Genomic DNA, 16,463 nt, shown 5'->3' with positions numbered 1-16,463 from the left:
GCTACGCCTCCAGCCGTTTCGCGCTCAGGGCCCGGCCGACAGATGCCATCAACCCGCCCAGCACGATCAGCATGGCCCCAAGGCCCAGCAACCAGACCATCGGATTGAAGGTGACGCGGACTTCATAGGCAATCTCGCCATTGTCACGCGCTCGGGGCTCTCCCAACGAGACATAGAGATCGCCGGCAATTCCGGACCGGATCGCCACTTCCCGCGTCGTTGTATCGGCAGCCGCATAGAAACGTCTTTGCGGAAGCAGTTCGGAAAGCCGGCCATTATCGACCACAAGACGCGCTTCATCCGCCAGATAATTCGGCCCGTCCGCGCGCCGCACACCGTCGAGCGTCAGCGTAAAGTTCGGAATCTCGATCTGTTCGCCTTCGGCCAGCGCCTGCACCTTCTCGGGCGCACCGGTGGAATCGGCCACGGCGCCCAGCGCGATCGCCACAACGCCGGCATGAGCCATGACGCGGCCCGCAAGGCTGAATCGAGCCCCGGCACTTTGCAGAACGCGGTGTTGCCAGAGATCGGTGAGAACGCCCGCAATCGTCCAGCCGGCAAAGGCTGCAGCCGCAATCGCCACCGGCGACGCATCGATCAGAAATGCCCAGAGCCCCGCAAGCACGCCGGGCAATATCCAGGCCGCCGAACGGATCGCCAGCCGCCGGTTAAAGCCTTCCTTCTTCCAGGGCAGGAAGGGGGCCAGAGGCAGGAGGATCAGCAAAGCGGCCAGGAACGGCGTCGCAGTGGCATTGAAGTAGGCGGCACCCACCGAAATGCCGGTCACGCCAAAGGCCGTCATCACCAAAGGATAGAGCGTGCCGAACATGACCGTGCCGGTCACCGCCGCAAGCAGCAGATTATTCACGCCGATAAAGGCTTCCCGGCTGGTAAGGGCAAAGCCGTCGCCCGCGCCCAGTTTCCCGGACCGGAAAGCAAAGAGGGTCAGCCCGCCACCGGCCAGAATGGTCATGATGGCAAGAATCCAGAGCCCCCGTTCGGGATCAAGCGCAAAGGCATGAACCGAGGTCAGAACGCCGGAGCGCACGAGGAAGGCCCCCATGGTCGACATCGTGAATGCCATAATGGCAAGGAAGGCAGTCCAGCCGGCAAAATTACCGGACTTTTCCGTCGCAATGGACGAATGGATCAAAGCCGCCGCGATCAGCCACGGCATGAAGCTGGCATTTTCAACCGGGTCCCAGAACCACCAGCCGCCCCAACCGAGCTCGTAATACGCCCAGAAAGCGCCCAGCGCGATGCCGGCCGTCAACGCCGTCCACGCAATCAGCGCCCATGGCCGCAAGGCCGTCGCAATGGCGCGCCCCCCTCGCCCTTCGATCAACCCCGCAACAGCAAGAGAGAAGGCGGCGGAGAGACCAACATAGCCGATGTAAAGCGTGGGCGGATGGATGGCGAGCGCAGGGTCCTGAAGGATGGGATTGAGATCGGCCCCCTGGATCGGCACGTCCAGCAAGCGGTCAAACGGATTGGACGCAAAGGCCAGAAATCCGAGGAACAGGATCTGGAGAATGCCTTGAATGGACACCGCCCGGTTCCTCAATTGGTCGTCCTGCTTCAGGGCAAAGCGCGCGAGCGCGGCCCCCACCCCGACCAGCAAGACGCACCAGAGCAACATGGAGCCCTCATGCCCACCCCATGCTGCGGCGACCTTGTAGAAAAGCGGCTTGTCGACATGAGAATGCCCGGCGACATAGGCGACGGAAAAATCAGATTGCAAAAACAGAACGATGAGAAGCCCAAAGGCTGTCATGGCCGCGGCAAGCGCGATGTAAGCAGAACGCGCCGACAGTCTGGCCATCGGAACCGAGCCGGCGGATGCCGCGCGCCATCCGGCAAAAATCTGCAGGAAGGACAGCGCAAACGCCAGCGCGACAAGGAAGCGGCCGATTTCGGCAATCATTTCTCGTCCTCACCTTGCCAGACACCGCTATCGCGCAGCGCTTCCGCCACTTCGGGCGGCATGTATGTTTCATCGTGTTTGGCCAGTACAGAGCTGGCGGCAAAATCACCGGAAGGCTCAAAGGCTCCCTCGGCCACAACGCCCTGCCCTTCACGAAACAGGTCCGGCAATGAGCCCGAATACGTCACACGGATTGTGGCCGCACCATCGGTCACAACAAAATTGGCGCCGCCTTCCGCAGGGCGTTCCACACTGCCCTCTTCGACCAGCCCGCCAATACGAATGCGTTCACCGATGCCGGGATGGTCAGCCGCCACCTCGCTCGGACTGTAGAACAGCACGATGGCATCGCGCAGGGCGACAAGGGCCAGGCCAATCGCAGCAATGAGAATCACACCCGCGACGGCAACCATGATCAGTCTTTGCGAACGGGCTCTCATTCACTTTGTCCTTCATCGGGCTGGAGGGCTGCATAAAGCAGGTCCAGTATCGTCATCGCCCCGGCTTGACCGGAAAAACGGGCCCGGGCCTCCGCGAGGGCGGCCATGCCGCCCGCCTCATCCCCGACCATACCGCGAACCCGGATTAAACGCAGATAGTCCGCGAAACCGGCCTCGCCACTTGCAACGCGCGCTTCCAGCCGTTGAACCATGGATGCAATGCGCGTGCTTGGGTCGAAGTCTTCCGACGCAGCGGCCGCCTCGACCGCCTCGGCATTGACCTGCGGCTGCGAAAGCAGCTGGAAGGCCTGTTCGGCGATCAGGATTTTGTAGGGATCGCTATCGTCCAGCCTTTCGATCAGGCCGAGCCAGATCGCTTCGGCTTCATCGACATCCCCGGATTGAAATGCGCCCAGCCCCAGAAAAAAGGGCGGCTCCGGCATATCAGGGTCCAGGCGCGCCGCTTCGGAAAAAGCCGCCACCGCATCATCCGTTACCCGTCCCTCATTCAGATTCATGAAGGTCTGGCCCAGATCCGACAAAGTCCGCGCATTCAGCTCGAGATGTAGCGACCTCTGAAACGCGTTGATGGCTTCCAGCTCCCGTTCGGAGCGGGCAAGCATTCGGCCCAGTTGGGCCCAGGCGACGGCATCCGTCTCGTCTTCCCGGAGGATATCGCGCAGGCGCTCCATCTGCTCGTCGCGGCTGAGGTCTGCCGGATTGGCAGCTCGCCGTTCCGCCGCAGCTTGCTGATACGGGACGCCCGGCGCTTGTGGCTGCCCGCCTGCGAGATAGGTCGCACCCGCGAGCAGGATCAGTCCGGCAATAATCGCCGGCGCCAGCCATCGCGGTTGCAGCCGGGCTACCGGCCAGACCGCAATGCCAACAATTGCAAATCCGATGACGGCAAGAATAACGGCGAGCCAGACCATCATTCAGGCCTTTTGAAAATCAGCGACAGATTATTCGCCGGCATGTCGATCCGCTGCTCGAGTTCAAATCCGTGCCCGGCAAACAGTTCGACAACCTCATCCAGAGGGCGCACGCCCCATTCCGGGTTTCGGGATTTGAGACTGGCGTCAAAATCGAGATTTGACGGCGCAGATGCCGCCCCTTCGAGAAACGGTCCATAAAGGAATATCCGCCCTTTCGGATGGAGAATATGTGTGGCGCCTCGAACCAGCCCTTGCGCTGTCGCCCAGGGCGATATGTGAATCACATTGCAACACACCAGATTGTCGATCTCGGCCAGCCCGTCGCTCCAGCCGTCTCGGGAAACATCCAGATCCAGCGGCATTTGCATCGCGCTGATCTCCCTGGCACGCGCTGCCTGACTTTTGCGGGAGGCTGAATCAGGGTCGCTCGGCGTCCAGTGAACATCCGGTCGGCGCAAGCAAACCGCCTCGCCATGTTCGCCGGTTCCCGAACCGATTTCGAGCACGCGTGCTCCGCTTTTGAGGAGCGGGCACAAAATGTCGGCGATAGGCTGCGAGTTGCGCGCGGCACTCGGAGAAAAAAGCTTCTCCTCGGCCGACTCGCGGGATTCCATCGCAATCGTTTTTGGAGGGACGTTTCTATCCATACCTGCGGGATAGGCAGGACGGACCGTTTAGGCAAGACGCATCAGGCCGCGTTTGCGCGAACCGCGACACTCCGCCGCTGAATCAGATCGGCATTTTCATCATCATTGAATGCGTGCATGTAGCGAATGCAGATATCGAGCGCGGCCGTTGCTTTTTCGACGTCCTCGCCTTCGGCGGCGCGCAATATCTCCAGATAGGCCCGCACCGTGTCATCCATTTCCTGACGAACGGAATCCGCCGCATGTTTCTGTGAACTGCCAACCGCGGCCTGAGACGACCACTCCGTCGCAATGGCGAGAAAACGCAACTGTGCTTCGGTTTTCAATATGAGGTCTTCTTTCGGCAAGGCCCCCGGCTTAGCCAATCCCTGCTTGCCTTTCGAAACGCCTGGCACAGCTCGGGGAAAGTCTGTTTCAACCTGCTTGAAAAACTCTTCCAGCGCGGACGAGGCCTTGGCACGGATCGCGAACAGCGTCTTGCCCCAGTGACCATCCTTGCGAATGCCGAACTCCCGCGTCATTCCCACCGAGACTTTCACAAACTGCTCAAGCGCATGCCCGGCTGCATCAGCTTCTGCGATGGTCTCAGGGGCCTTGTCGAATTGTCCGGCGTAAAAATCAGCGTTCGCCAGAACAAGGTCACCGATGTCTGCCAGATCGGTTTTTGATACCAGGGCATCATCGCTCTTCCGGCCGATTTTCTCGACAACACGAAAAATTTGCGCGGTCCGGGTCAGGCGGGCCGTCAGGATTTTCAGAAACCAGAGACTGGCTTCTGGCGCCGCAGAACAGATTTCATCATAGGAATCGCGCGCGCGGCTCACGAGTTCCGGCGACAAGTCCTTAATGACAGGATCAAACGGCTTCAGCGCTGCGCCCAACGCCGCATCATGCGCCAGAAGACAGGCAGCGTCCTCAATCAATCGCGCATATTCAGCGCCGAAGGCGCCGGTCAGCCGCGTCTTCAGTTTCTTGTCCGATTCGGCTTGGTCAATCAAAGCACTAAGGCGTTTCGCAGCGTCCGACTTCCAGGCCTGAATGTCTTCAGGACCTGCGCCTTTGCTCGGCGCGTCCAAAGCCGAAAGCTCTGCCATTGCGTCGAGTTGATTCAGTGCGTCGAGTTGATTCAGATTGTCCGCCGAGAACCGTGCGTGGGACGGCGGGTCTGTTTCTCGCCCCGTAACGTCCACGAACTTGCTGAATAGTGGGGGAAGAGCAACCGTCTCACCAGCGTTTTGACGCCGGTCATCCTCAAGCATCTTGAGCGTTTCAGCCAATCGCCCGTTATCGCCCGCTGCCATGAGCAGCTTCTGGCGGATCTCGTCCGGCAGGCTCTCCCAGAGGGCCGACAGGCTTTTACGCTGGCTATCAGTTAACGGTTTCATCGCATTCACAGACTTTCCAGTCTGAAATCATACGGGAATAGAGTTAATCGGGCTTTATCGTTGACGCCCGGGTAAATGAAGCTCTGCCGACAGGCCTCCGAGCTGCGAAACGCCCAGCTTCAACTCCCCGCCATAGACGCGGGCAAGATCGACAACGATCGACAATCCAAGACCGGTTCCGGGTGTTTCCTCGTCCAGGCGCACGCCGCGTTTCAACGCCGCCTCGCGCTGGCCCGCATCCATTCCCGGCCCGTCATCTTCCACGCGCAGATATATCTGGCCATCGTCGCGAAGTCCGGCGGTGAGTTGAACAATTCCTGCTGCCCATTTGCAGGCATTGTCACAGAGATTTCCGACCATCTCTTCCAGATCCTGCCTTTCCCCGCGAAAGATCAGATCGGCTTCGCAATCGGCCGAAATGGATTTCGCCTGCCGCGCATAGATCTTGTTCAGGGTCCGCGTCAGGTCATCCACAACCGGGGTCACCTCACAGCGCGCACCAATGGCCTTGGCATGAGCCGCCGCGCGCGCACGGCGGAGATGATGATCGACTTGCCGGGACATGGTCTCGGTCTGTCGCCGGACCAGTGACGACAGCTCGCCATCATCGGCAGATGTCTCATTCAAAAGCACCGCGATCGGCGTCTTCAAGGCGTGCGCCAGATTCCCGACATGGGTTCGCGCCCGCTCGACCACTTCGCGCGAATGGTCCAGTAGAGAGTTGAGCTCGACACCCAGCGGCTGCAGCTCGACCGGATAATCGCCTTCAACCCGTTCGCTCCGGCCTTCGCGCACCTCGGCAACGGCGTCGCGCATCTTGAACACCGGATCGAGGCCGATGCGGACCTGGACGATAACCCCGGCCGCCAGCACCACACCAAAAACAAGAAATACGCCTATGGAAACAAAGGCAAAGCGGCGGACTTCGGCATCTGCTGGCCGCCGGTCCTCGGCGGCAATCGCGAGAATTCTCCCGACTTCGCCGGGCAGTTCCACGCCCTGGATTACGACCCGGAGCGACTGATTGTCGGGGCCTTTTGTATTGTAGGACACTGGCTGGCCAAAGTCCGCGAGTGCGGTTTCAAACGCGCTCGGCGAGATATAGATCACCTCGTCCAGCAGGGATTCGGATTCACCGAGCACCTCGCCCGGTTCGCCGTCATCAATATCGTTGATTTGCCAGTAGAGCCCCTGAAAGGCACGATTATACCGGCTATCCAGAGGCGGTTGAGCGGGCACAATCCGCCCGGATGACGTCCGCTCGGCGGTCGCGATCAGGGTCAATGCCACGGCTTCCAGACGGTCATCCAGCGTTCGCAGAACAGAGTTCCGGAATAGCGTCGTCAGGGCAAGCGCGACCGCAATAAGGGCGACAAGTGTCCAGGCCGTCGCCGTTAGTACAAGGCGGCGAAAAAGCGATCTGGAGCGCGTCTTCACGCGGCCTTGGCGTCAGGATCAATCAGCCGGTAGCCGAGCCCGCGAACGGTCTCGATGCGATCCGAACCGATTTTCTTGCGCAGACGGCCGACAAACACTTCGATCGTATTGGAATCCCGGTCAAAGTCCTGATCGTAGATATGCTCGACAAGTTCCGAGCGGGAAATCACGCGGTCCTGATGATGCGCCATATAGCTGATCAGACGAAACTCGTGAGAGGTCAGCTTGACCGGAGCGCCATCAATGAAGACCCGCGCACCGCGCGTATCCACCGACAGAGAACCGCAATCGATGCTCGAGGATGCGTGCCCTGCCGCGCGGCGGGTCAGCGCGCGCAGGCGCGCCAGCAATTCTTCGGGATGGAAGGGCTTGGTGAGATAATCATCCGCCCCGGCGTCAAACCCGGCGACTTTCTCGCTCCAGCGATCACGCGCCGTCAGGATCAGCACCGGGAAAACCCGTCCGTCCTGGCGCCAGCGTTCCAGCACCGTCACGCCATCAATCTGGGGCAGGCCCAGATCGAGCACGACGGCATCATAAGGTTCGGTATCACCCAGGAAATGACCATCCTCGCCATCGGTGGCGACATCAACGGCATAACCCGCATCGGTCAGGGCCCGATTGAGTTGACGGTTCAGATCCGGATCATCTTCTACGACGAGTACACGCATGTTTTCACCTATCGCTCGCCAATTACCTGGCCTGTCCGCGCATCGACAATAACGTTCACACGGCGGCCTTCGCGCGTCAGGATCGTCACCACATATTGTGGCGAAGAGCCGCCTTGCAGCTGTGCGTTCAACACCTCGGCACCGGGATAACGGCCGCGGACAATGGAAATCGCCCGAACCGCCGGGATGACATTCCCGGAATCGCGCGCATCCCGCGCCTGACCGGCAGAATAGTTATTCTGCATGCCCTGCGCGTTTGCCGCATTCATGGGCAAAACCGCTCCGGACACCGAGAGCAAAAGGGCCAGGCCCGCCGTTATGAAGTGTCTTTTGTCCATGAACGGCAATCTGCCCTTTCGTCACTGAACGCCCGCTGAATGAACAAATAATCAGATTTTGACGTTTTTGCGAGGGTTGTATCCCGCAGGCGGCGTCCAATCCGACAGAAAATCCCGGAGCGCTGCATCATCGGGAACATCGATCATCAAGCGGACGATCTGGTCGCCCGGCGCTTTGCCCTTCCGTTCAATGCCGCGCCCCTTGAGGCGAAGCAACGATCCGGATGTGGAATTTGGAGGGATTTTGACATCAACATCGCCGTGCAGGGTTGGCACGCGAACCTTGGCACCCAGAGCCGCTTCCTTCACCGAAACGGGTAGATCGAGCCGGATGTTGTCGCCATCGCGGCTGAACCAACGGTGCGACTTGACCTTCAGAGTGATCAGCAGATCGCCATTCGGGCCGCCTTGCTGGCCTTTCTGGCCCTGACCGCCCAGACGAAGCACCTTGCCGTCTTCGACACCCGCCGGAATTTTGACGGACACCTTGCGTCCATCCGGCAAATGAATGAGCTGGCTGCCCCCTTGAGCCGCCGTCGCGAATTCTATTTCGAGCGAGGCCGACAGATCGCCGCCACGCTGTGCCCGCGGCGCGCTGGCGCCAAAATCATTGAAAAGGTCCGAAAAAATGTCGGTAAACTCGCCGCCTTGCCGCCCCTGACGCGCAGACCGGAAATGATGATGCGGCGCGATCTCATCGCCATTGGCATCAATTTCGCCGCGATCATAACGGGCGCGCTGCTTCGCGTCGGAGAGCAAATGAAAGGCGCGGCCAACTTTCTTGAAGCGTTCTTCCGCTGTCTTGTCATTCGGATTGGCGTCCGGATGCAGCTTTTTCGCCAGCGCGCGGTAAGCCGACCGGATTTCGGCCGGAGACGCGGACTTGGAAATGCCCAGTATTTTATAAGGATCACTCATTGATCCAACTGCTGCCGGAAACCCGGCAGATTGGCAAGCTGGCTATGGAGTAATTCTCAAAGAGGCCGGGCGGCCGGGGCCGAAATGCGCCGACACCTGCTGCACTTCGACGTCGAATGCCGGAAGCGGACTCGTAATCCAGCTTTCCAGATCCGCCCATGCCAGCTGCGCGGAAGGCTGCGTCACCTCGAAGACATGGCGGTTTTCGTCTTCAACTCTGATCGTGATCTGGTAGCGCTCGTCATCTTCATTGAGCGGAATTTCCGGGGCAACCCAGTCATCCGCGCCGATACGGGCGCGCCGGATCCAGCCGACATCAAATCCACCAGGCACGCGGCGCGATTTGAGATGGGCCGGCGCAAGCGGCTGAATATCCCGTCCTTTATAGGTGCCCATCACTGACGAATACAGCGCAGCGTCCGGCGCGAGACCGGACGGCAATCCCATGAACGCGATCTCCTGACCACGCTCATAAGGCGCCAGGCTCAATGTGAAAACGCTCGAATCCAACACCACACATCTCGCATTTTCAGGCATTTCCGAAAAATCGGTGGGGCCATCCGCCAGCAATCCCGTCAGGCGATACCGCCGCTCTCCGACCAGCTCTGTGGACCGGAATTGGAGCGTAAACCAGCGATAGGCACCGCGGATCGCCAACCGGTTCGCTCCTGCCAGAACATGCATCCCGGAATCCGACGAGACGTTGCCGCCAAACAATTCAATGATGAGCGGCTGCGCCTCGATCCATCGGCCTTCGGGAAGGTCTTCCGGTGCGGCAACCACGATCCCGCACGTCGTCGGTTCGTTTATGGACAGCCTTTCGCGCCAGTCCGTCCCGGTTTCGCTCCAGACGGCGACCTCTCCCGGCCAGGGGTCGGCAAACGCTGCGGCCAACAGCCCGCCACGCGCTGCTCGCTCGCCGGGCTGAGGCGGAAGATCGATCAGGGTCAGAACAGGCTGTGACGCAGGCTGCAGAGGGTCGCCAACGCCATTGAGCGTCGAGCCGGAATAAGCCATTGTCCGGCCCAGATGTGTGGACGCTTCGATCGCCCGTTGCGACAGGCCGGTGACTGCATCCAGCGTGAGACTATCCCCTTCGAGGGCAAGCGTATCGCCCGCTTCAAAGGCCAGGCTCGACGGCGCAAGCATGAACTGCCACTGACGGGCCCCGGCATGTGTCTCCGCCAGAATATCCCGGGCCCAGCCTTCCGCTGTAACCTCATCGGCCAGCAGGGGAAGGCGGATGTCCACAACAGCTTCCAGATCAGACGTTTCGCGCCGCGCATAAAGACTGCTTGGACGGTAGTCCGGTGCATCCAGCTGATAGTGGAGGCGCACGTCACGCGGCAAAGAGCCGATATCGGTGAGTTGTATCGACATGGCCTGTCCCGACGCGGGCATCACCAGGCGCGAGGTGGACACATCCGCCAATGACTCCCGGCCTGAAACGATCACTTCCGGACCGCCGGAACGATCCACAATGCTGAAACCGTAGGCCGTCATCAATGGCCCGAGCGCGTCGCGTGCCGCCATGGGCTGATCGATCACAAAGCCGGACACCAGCCCGTCCAGCGTTCCGGAGACCGTCCCGAGCCCACTTCTTTCGGTCAGTTCATCGACGACGAGAGACAGCGGCGCCAACCCCGCCCGGCCATTCAGCCAATGCCCCAATCGCCAGTTATCGCCATCCGACCAGATATCCGACCGGCTTGGGAAATCCGGAAACGGCCGCGCATCCCAGGTCCAGACATGAATGAGGCCGTCTGCCACCATCGGTCCGCCATAAACGCTCGATACCGGGTTCTGGCCGCTCGTGTCGGACCAGTAATCAAGCACGGTTTCGATATACCGCCGCTGGATCAGATCATCTCGCGCACCGCTGGAATAATAAGGCTGAAAACTCTCCGCGCTCTTGGGATCGACAAAAACATTGGGCTGATTGGCCCCCTTGCCGATGGCCGGACAGCCCAGCTCGGTCAGCCAAACCGGCTTGGACTCCGGCGCCCAGCCTGTCGGACTGGTGGATTCGACTCCGGCCTTGCGATCATGGTGGGCATTGGACCACCAGTTCCGGATATCCTTGTATCGGAAAACCCATGGCTTTCCGTAGCCTTCATCCGCGATGGGGGTGCGGATCTGGGCATCGCGATCCGCCACGCTGGCATAATGCCAGTCATAGCCTTCACCGCCCTCGACATTGCTGCGCAGATAGTCCGGGTCGTGATCGGACGCCGCCACCGCCGCATCCAGATGGCTATCGCCTTCGCGCCAGTCGGAGAGCGGCGCATACCAGTCAATGGCGACCGCATCGATGTCCGCATCCGCCCAGGCGGCATCAAACTGGGGCCCGCGAAGGCTGTCAGGGTCCTCGGCCGAGAAGACATAGCCTTCCGCGCCATTGGGCCAGACCAGCCGCCGCCTGGAGCTTTCGAAGTGCGGGCGCTCTTCCGGCAGACCGATATTGGCCAGCCCGGACGGGCCGCCAATCAACACTTCGCGCGCATCGCTCAACGTTGGAGCAATCAGCCCGATACGGCGGCACCCGGCGGCAATCTGAAGCCGTATCCATTCGGCCCCGGCACGGGTTTTTCCGGCCCCGCGCCCGCCCAGAAACGCCCAGATATTCCAGTCCCCATCCGGTGGCAATTGCTCCGGCCGGGCCCAGAAAAGCCAGTCATGGCAAAGTGTCGGACCTTCCTGATCCGTCAGCGTTTCGAGAAATTCGGCTTGAATCTCGGGTGGCCCGTAGCCGATCGAGGCGGCGTTTGATCTCGGCCCGCATCTCGGCAATGTCTTCGGCTCCATACGCCGCGGGAGCTTCCGGAGCCGCCGCCGTTTTCAGTTCTTTTTCCAGTTTCACCAGCATGTTCAGCGCCCGCATCCGCTTGACCGCAGACTCAACGCCGCCCTTCAGCAATTCGGTTTCGGTCCGGATCAATTCCCTGCGCAGCGCTTCCAGATGATATCGCGCGCGGAGCGCCGGCTCGTCCTTTGAATGCGTGCGTATCCTGTCTCGGACCCAGCTATCGCTGAGCCCGGTCAGAGCCATGATATCCGCGATGGTGGCACCGGCTTCATACTGACGGATCAGCAATTCCCAATCCGTGCGGTCCAACCGCCTCGCCGTCATTTCTCCGACCATGCCGTTTTATAGCCCGGCGACCGCGCGCTCAGGATCGTTTGTCTGAATTAAGGTTCAGCGCTTTGGATTGTCCGGCCTTTTTTCGGATCGCCGGAAGGATAAGGCCTCACCTATCCCCGCTTTCACCCGGCCACTCCCGGATGAAGTCTTCATAATCGGCATCATCCACCCGCATTTCGCTGGTCACCTGACCGCGTACGGACATATTCGCCTTGAAGGTCGATTGCGGGTCGCCGGTCACCAGCGGATGCCAGTCCGGCAAATCCCGGCCTTCATGGATCAGCCGGTAGGCGCATGTCTTCGGCATCCAGGCCAGCTGCCCGACATTGTCAGGCGTCAGCCGCACGCAATCGGGCACCCGCACCGAACGATTGCCATAATCCCGGCACTTACCGGAAGCCCCGTCATAGAGCTTGCAGGAGAGCGAGGTGAGGACCCGGTCACCCTCTTCATCCTCCAATTGGACGAGACAGCATTTCCCGCACCCGTCGCAGAGCGATTCCCACTCTTCCGGCGTCATCTCTTTCAGTGATTTCACTTTCCAGAAGGGGGGATTGGACATATTCGCCTAAACCTTGCCACTTTGTGCGGGCTGATACCCGGCAGGGGAAATCCGGATGACTGCTTTCAGAGCCGACCTTCTAGAGGAAAAGCGCCGCAAGCGCGAACGGCGCGCATGGATTCTGACCATTGGTTTTGCAGCGACGGTCATTATTGGCGGAATTGTCGGCGGTATTTTCTGGCGATGGGCCTTCTCGGACATGCCCGCCCTTCCCGCCAATCTTGAAATCCTGGCGGATGTCCGGCGCGAAAACAGCATCACATTGCTGGACATGAATGGTGCGGTGATCGATGTGCGCGGACCGCTTTATGGCTCACCTGTGGAACTGGATCGTCTGCCCGATCACGTCGCGCAAGCCTTCATCGCCATCGAGGATCAGCGCTTCTACGAGCATTCAGGCGTTGATCTGCGCGGTACTTTGCGCGCCGTTTTTGCCAATCTGCGCGCCGGTTCAACCGTTCAGGGCGGCTCGACCATCACCATGCAGCTGGTGAAAAATCTCGTCCTGACGCCCGAGCGCTCCATGCGCCGGAAAATCCAGGAAATGCGGCTGGCCCTGCAACTCGAACAACGCCTGAGCAAGGACGAAATTCTCCAGCTTTATCTCAACCGGATCTATTTCGGCGCCAATGCTTACGGCATCGAAGCGGCGGCGCGGCGCTACTTCCAGAAATCCGCCGCCGAGCTCACCATTGCCGAAGCGGCCATGCTCGCGGCCCTGCCCAAAGCGCCCAGCCGCCTGGACCCGACGAGCAATCTCTCTGCAGCACGCGAACGCGCGGCGATCGTTCTCGCGGCCATGGAAGAGGCAGGTTTCATCACGGCTGAGGAGCGCGCCGAGGCGGAAGCCAATCCCGCTTCACCCATCGAGCCGGAGCCCGAAACCTACCGGGACCCCGCCATCTTCGGATATATTTTCGACTATGCCGTTCAGCTCGCAGAAGCCGAGCTGGGCGAATTGCCAGCTGACGCCATTCTTCAGGTGACGATTGACCCTGCGCTACAGGAGGATGCCTTTCGGACGCTGACCGCCCGGATGAATGAGGAAAGCGAGGCGCAGGGCGCTGGCGAAGCCGCCCTGCTGGCAATGACGCCCGATGGAGCAGTCCGCGCCATGGTCGGCGGGCGCGATTATCTGGCGACACAGTATAACCGTGCCGCACAAGCACGCCGCCAGCCCGGCTCGGCCTTCAAGCCCATCGTCTATCTGGCCGCTATTGAAGCGGGCGCATCCCCCTTCAGCGTCTATTATGACGAACCCGTAGATCTCGAAGGCTGGCAACCGCGCAATTTCGGCGGCAATTATCGCGGCCGCGTGACCCTGCAGGAGGCCTTGCGGCGTTCGATCAATACCGTCTCGGCTCAGATCATTGACGAAATCGGACCGGAAATCGTTGTGGACATGGCCGGTCGGCTGGGTATCGAGACCGATTTGCCTCCGCTTCCCGCCTTGTCTCTGGGCGCGGTCGAAGTCACGCTGCTGGAATTGACGGCGGCCTATTCCACCATTGCCAATTCAGGGACACGTCATCCCGCCCGTTTCCTGGAGCGTGTGACGAATTCTCGCGGTGATATCTTGTGGGAACACCCGGCCGCTGAACCGGAACAGGTTGTCGAGGAAGCCGATGCGCTGACCATCTCGACCATGATGCAGGATATCGTTCTGTCGGGCACGGGCACCGCTGCGCGCCTGCCGGACCGTCCAACGGCCGGCAAGACCGGCACCAGCCAGTCATTTCGCGACGCCTGGTTCCTCGGCTATTCCGCCGACTATATTGCGGGCGTCTGGGTCGGAAATGACGATGACACGCCGACCAATAATGTCACGGGCGGTGGCCTGCCCGCCCGCATCTGGCGGGACTTCATGATAGCGGCACACGATGATCTACCCGCGCGCCTTCTGGCAGCCCCGGCTCCGCGTGAGCGTTCCGCGCATGAAGAAGAACTGGCCGCCTTCTATTCGGAATTGCTGAATGCATTCGAAGCCGAAGTGAACGCCGTCCCCTAGCGATTCATGTCCGCCCGCAGCGCCTTTAATTCTTCCCGGATCGCCTTCATTTCCGCCATCAGCAAATCCCGGTCTTCCTGCGCCTCGGCTTCCGCTTCCAGCGCGCGCTCCTCTTCCTCATCGAAATGTTTCGATTGCAGGGAATCCACGATCACGGCGATGAACATGTTGAGGACGGCAAAACTGGTGAGCACGATGAAGATGAGAAAAAACAACCAGGCAAACGGGTAATCTTCCATCACCGGCCGCGCGACATCCATGGCCCAGCCTTCCAGCGTCATCACCTGAAACAACGTGAAGGCCGATGCCCCGAGCGATGCAAATTGCTCTGACGAGCCCCCAAACAGCTTCGTCGCCATGACCGCGGAGACGTAAAACATCAGCGCCAGAACGGCGAGAATCGCACTCATGCCGGGAATGGCCTTCATCAGGGCTTCGACGACCTTTCGCATGTCCGGCATGACGGAGAACAGGCGGAAGACGCGCAAAATCCGCATCGCCCGCAGAACCGTGAAGGCTCCCGCATCCGGGAAGAGCGAGACAGACACAATAATCAAATCGAACCAGTTCCAGCCGGATTTGAAGAAGCGTGGCCCGTAGGCGACCATTTTCAACAGCAGCTCAATGACAAAAATCGTCACGATGATCGTATCGACCACAGGTATGAGCGTTGCCACCCACTCCGCTTCAACCGGATAGGTTTCCAGCCCGAGCGTCACAGCATTGAGCAGGATCAGCCCGGTAATGAAATTGAGAAAAACCGGAGTCTCGACAAATTTGACCAGCTGGCCCCGCCAGCCCGTCTGCCTATCCACTGTCATACCGCCTGCTCCCGATTCCACGACGCCTGATTATCGCCACAGCCCGGCGGGCGCAATGCTGCATAACCCGGTCTGTTAACCAAAAGCGCCCACCGTTTCTTTACCGGTTTGGGCCATCATGGATGAAACAGAATTTCGGCGGGAAAAATGGCGGTCCAATCCAATCTTCACAAACTGATAGATCTCGCCAAGGAAAAGTCCAGCGAGCGTCGCCGTGAACTCCTTCGCGAGGTCACGGACCTGTTCTTTGACGATGTTCCCCGGCAGGGCTCTACCGAACTCGCACAGTATGATGGCGTCCTGTCCCGTCTTGCTGAAGACACGGCGGAGGACGCCCGCGCCGAACTGGCCGCACGATTTGCAGATGCGCCGGAAGCTCCGCATGGCCTGGTCATGCAGTTGGCGCGCGATGTCATTGAAGTGGCGGCACCGATTCTGAGAAAATCGCGGGCGCTCAGCGAAGAAGACCTGCTCACGATTGCCGAAAACACCAGCCAGTCGCATCTGAAGGCCCTGACCGCGCGCCCGACAGTGCCAGAGGCGGTCGCCGACACGATTGTCCGCCGGGGCAATGACGACACGGTCGTATCGCTCGTCAGGAATAGCGGCGCCCGTATTTCCCGCGCGGCCTTCGAAAACATCACCGAGCGTGCCGAAACCAATCCGGATCTCCATGCGCCACTGGTCGAGCGCAAGGAAATGCCGACCGATCTGCTCAACGACATGCTGACCGTGGTCGAAAGCCGCCTGCGCGATCAGATCCTGCAAAAATTCGACGGCATTGATCCGGACGAATTGCAGCAGGCGATTGATGCCTCTCATGCCCGCCTTGAATCGCGCCTGTCCAATGACAAGGATGCCGATGAGGCCAAGCGCTATGTAAATGCCATGAAACTGCGCCGCCAGCTGGACGGGGCTTTGCTCGTTCGCCTGTTGCGCGAGGGGCATATCATGCGCTGTGCAGCGGGCCTGTCGATCATGACGGATACCGATCTGGGCACGGCCAAGCGTGCCCTTGAAAGCCCGAGCATTGATCCGCTCTGCCTGCTTTGCAAAGCGGGTGGTCTGGATCGCACCCTCTTTGTGACGCTGTCGGTCATGCGCAACGCCGGCAAGGGCGACGCTCTGCGCGACGCGCGCGAATATGGCCGCATCTTCGACGAATTGTCAGAGCGGGAAGCCCAACGGGCCATGCGCTTCATGACCATGCGAAAGAATGCCAGCGCCGCGTAAGG

Annotated in this window: 15 protein-coding genes; 2 read left to right on the top strand and 13 right to left on the bottom strand. The window is 60.3% G+C overall.

All coding sequences use genetic code 11. The features are described 5' to 3' along the window. Position 1: 1 nt before the first annotated feature. The 12 genes from P0D52_RS04220 to P0D52_RS04165 form a co-directional block, all read right to left on the bottom strand. Positions 2–1,924, bottom strand: coding sequence for a heme lyase CcmF/NrfE family subunit (locus P0D52_RS04220; RefSeq protein ID WP_394694193.1), 1,923 nt, complete (start codon positions 1,922–1,924; stop codon positions 2–4). Next, a complete protein-coding gene (gene ccmE / locus P0D52_RS04215; protein WP_394694192.1) occupies positions 1,921–2,364 on the bottom strand; it encodes a cytochrome c maturation protein CcmE in 444 nt (147 codons plus the stop codon). The genes P0D52_RS04220 and ccmE overlap by 4 nt, the downstream gene beginning before the upstream one ends. Continuing rightward, positions 2,361–3,299 (bottom strand): tetratricopeptide repeat protein, encoded by a 939-nt coding sequence (locus P0D52_RS04210; RefSeq protein ID WP_394694191.1) that lies wholly within the window; start codon positions 3,297–3,299, stop codon positions 2,361–2,363. The genes ccmE and P0D52_RS04210 overlap by 4 nt, the downstream gene beginning before the upstream one ends. Continuing rightward, a complete protein-coding gene (locus tag P0D52_RS04205; protein ID WP_394694190.1) occupies positions 3,296–3,913 on the bottom strand; it encodes a DUF938 domain-containing protein in 618 nt (205 codons plus the stop codon). The genes P0D52_RS04210 and P0D52_RS04205 overlap by 4 nt, the downstream gene beginning before the upstream one ends. A gap of 74 nt (positions 3,914–3,987) precedes the next feature. After that, entirely contained in the window at positions 3,988–5,331 is a 1,344-nt protein-coding gene (locus P0D52_RS04200) for a hypothetical protein (protein ID WP_394694189.1), read from the bottom strand. A 54-nt stretch (positions 5,332–5,385) separates the two neighbouring features. After that, the gene (locus P0D52_RS04195; RefSeq protein WP_394694188.1) at positions 5,386–6,768 is read right to left on the bottom strand and encodes an ATP-binding protein; all 1,383 of its coding nucleotides are present in this window, start codon (positions 6,766–6,768) and stop codon (positions 5,386–5,388) included. Next, on the bottom strand, positions 6,765–7,439 hold the full coding sequence (locus P0D52_RS04190) for a response regulator transcription factor (RefSeq protein WP_394694187.1): 675 nt from the start codon (positions 7,437–7,439) through the stop codon (positions 6,765–6,767). Before P0D52_RS04190 ends, P0D52_RS04195 begins: the two co-directional genes overlap by 4 nt. An 8-nt stretch (positions 7,440–7,447) precedes the next feature. Beyond that, positions 7,448–7,777, bottom strand: a complete 330-nt coding sequence (locus P0D52_RS04185) for a PepSY domain-containing protein (protein WP_394694186.1) — start codon at positions 7,775–7,777, stop codon at positions 7,448–7,450. Between the two features lie 51 nt (positions 7,778–7,828). After that, on the bottom strand, positions 7,829–8,695 hold the full coding sequence (locus tag P0D52_RS04180; RefSeq protein WP_394694185.1) for a DnaJ C-terminal domain-containing protein: 867 nt from the start codon (positions 8,693–8,695) through the stop codon (positions 7,829–7,831). A gap of 42 nt (positions 8,696–8,737) precedes the next feature. After that, positions 8,738–11,341: a glycoside hydrolase TIM-barrel-like domain-containing protein gene (locus P0D52_RS04175; protein WP_394694759.1), complete on the bottom strand. Its 2,604-nt coding sequence runs from the start codon at positions 11,339–11,341 to the stop codon at positions 8,738–8,740. 28 nt (positions 11,342–11,369) lie between these two features. Then, positions 11,370–11,810 (bottom strand): hypothetical protein, encoded by a 441-nt coding sequence (locus P0D52_RS04170; protein WP_394694184.1) that lies wholly within the window; start codon positions 11,808–11,810, stop codon positions 11,370–11,372. A 133-nt stretch (positions 11,811–11,943) separates the two neighbouring features. Further along, positions 11,944–12,399: a YcgN family cysteine cluster protein gene (locus tag P0D52_RS04165; RefSeq protein WP_394694183.1), complete on the bottom strand. Its 456-nt coding sequence runs from the start codon at positions 12,397–12,399 to the stop codon at positions 11,944–11,946. Positions 12,400–12,454: 55 nt separating this feature from the next. On the opposite strand from P0D52_RS04165, the gene P0D52_RS04160 reads away from it, so the two are divergent. Further along, positions 12,455–14,407, top strand: coding sequence for a transglycosylase domain-containing protein (locus P0D52_RS04160; protein ID WP_394694182.1), 1,953 nt, complete (start codon positions 12,455–12,457; stop codon positions 14,405–14,407). On the opposite strand, the gene P0D52_RS04155 is transcribed toward P0D52_RS04160, so the two are convergent. Then, the gene (locus P0D52_RS04155; RefSeq protein ID WP_394694181.1) at positions 14,404–15,228 is read right to left on the bottom strand and encodes an ion transporter; all 825 of its coding nucleotides are present in this window, start codon (positions 15,226–15,228) and stop codon (positions 14,404–14,406) included. The genes P0D52_RS04160 and P0D52_RS04155 overlap by 4 nt on opposite strands. A 147-nt stretch (positions 15,229–15,375) precedes the next feature. Between P0D52_RS04155 and P0D52_RS04150 the strand changes: the two genes are divergently transcribed. After that, positions 15,376–16,461, top strand: coding sequence for a DUF2336 domain-containing protein (locus P0D52_RS04150; RefSeq protein WP_394694180.1), 1,086 nt, complete (start codon positions 15,376–15,378; stop codon positions 16,459–16,461). Positions 16,462–16,463: the final 2 nt, after the last annotated feature.

It is taken from the genome of Hyphobacterium sp. (assembly GCF_043584775.1).
Taxonomy (GTDB): Bacteria; Pseudomonadota; Alphaproteobacteria; order Caulobacterales; family Maricaulaceae; genus Hyphobacterium.
The sequence above is the reverse complement of the archived record's forward strand: the minus strand, read 5'-3'. Positions and strand labels throughout refer to the sequence as shown.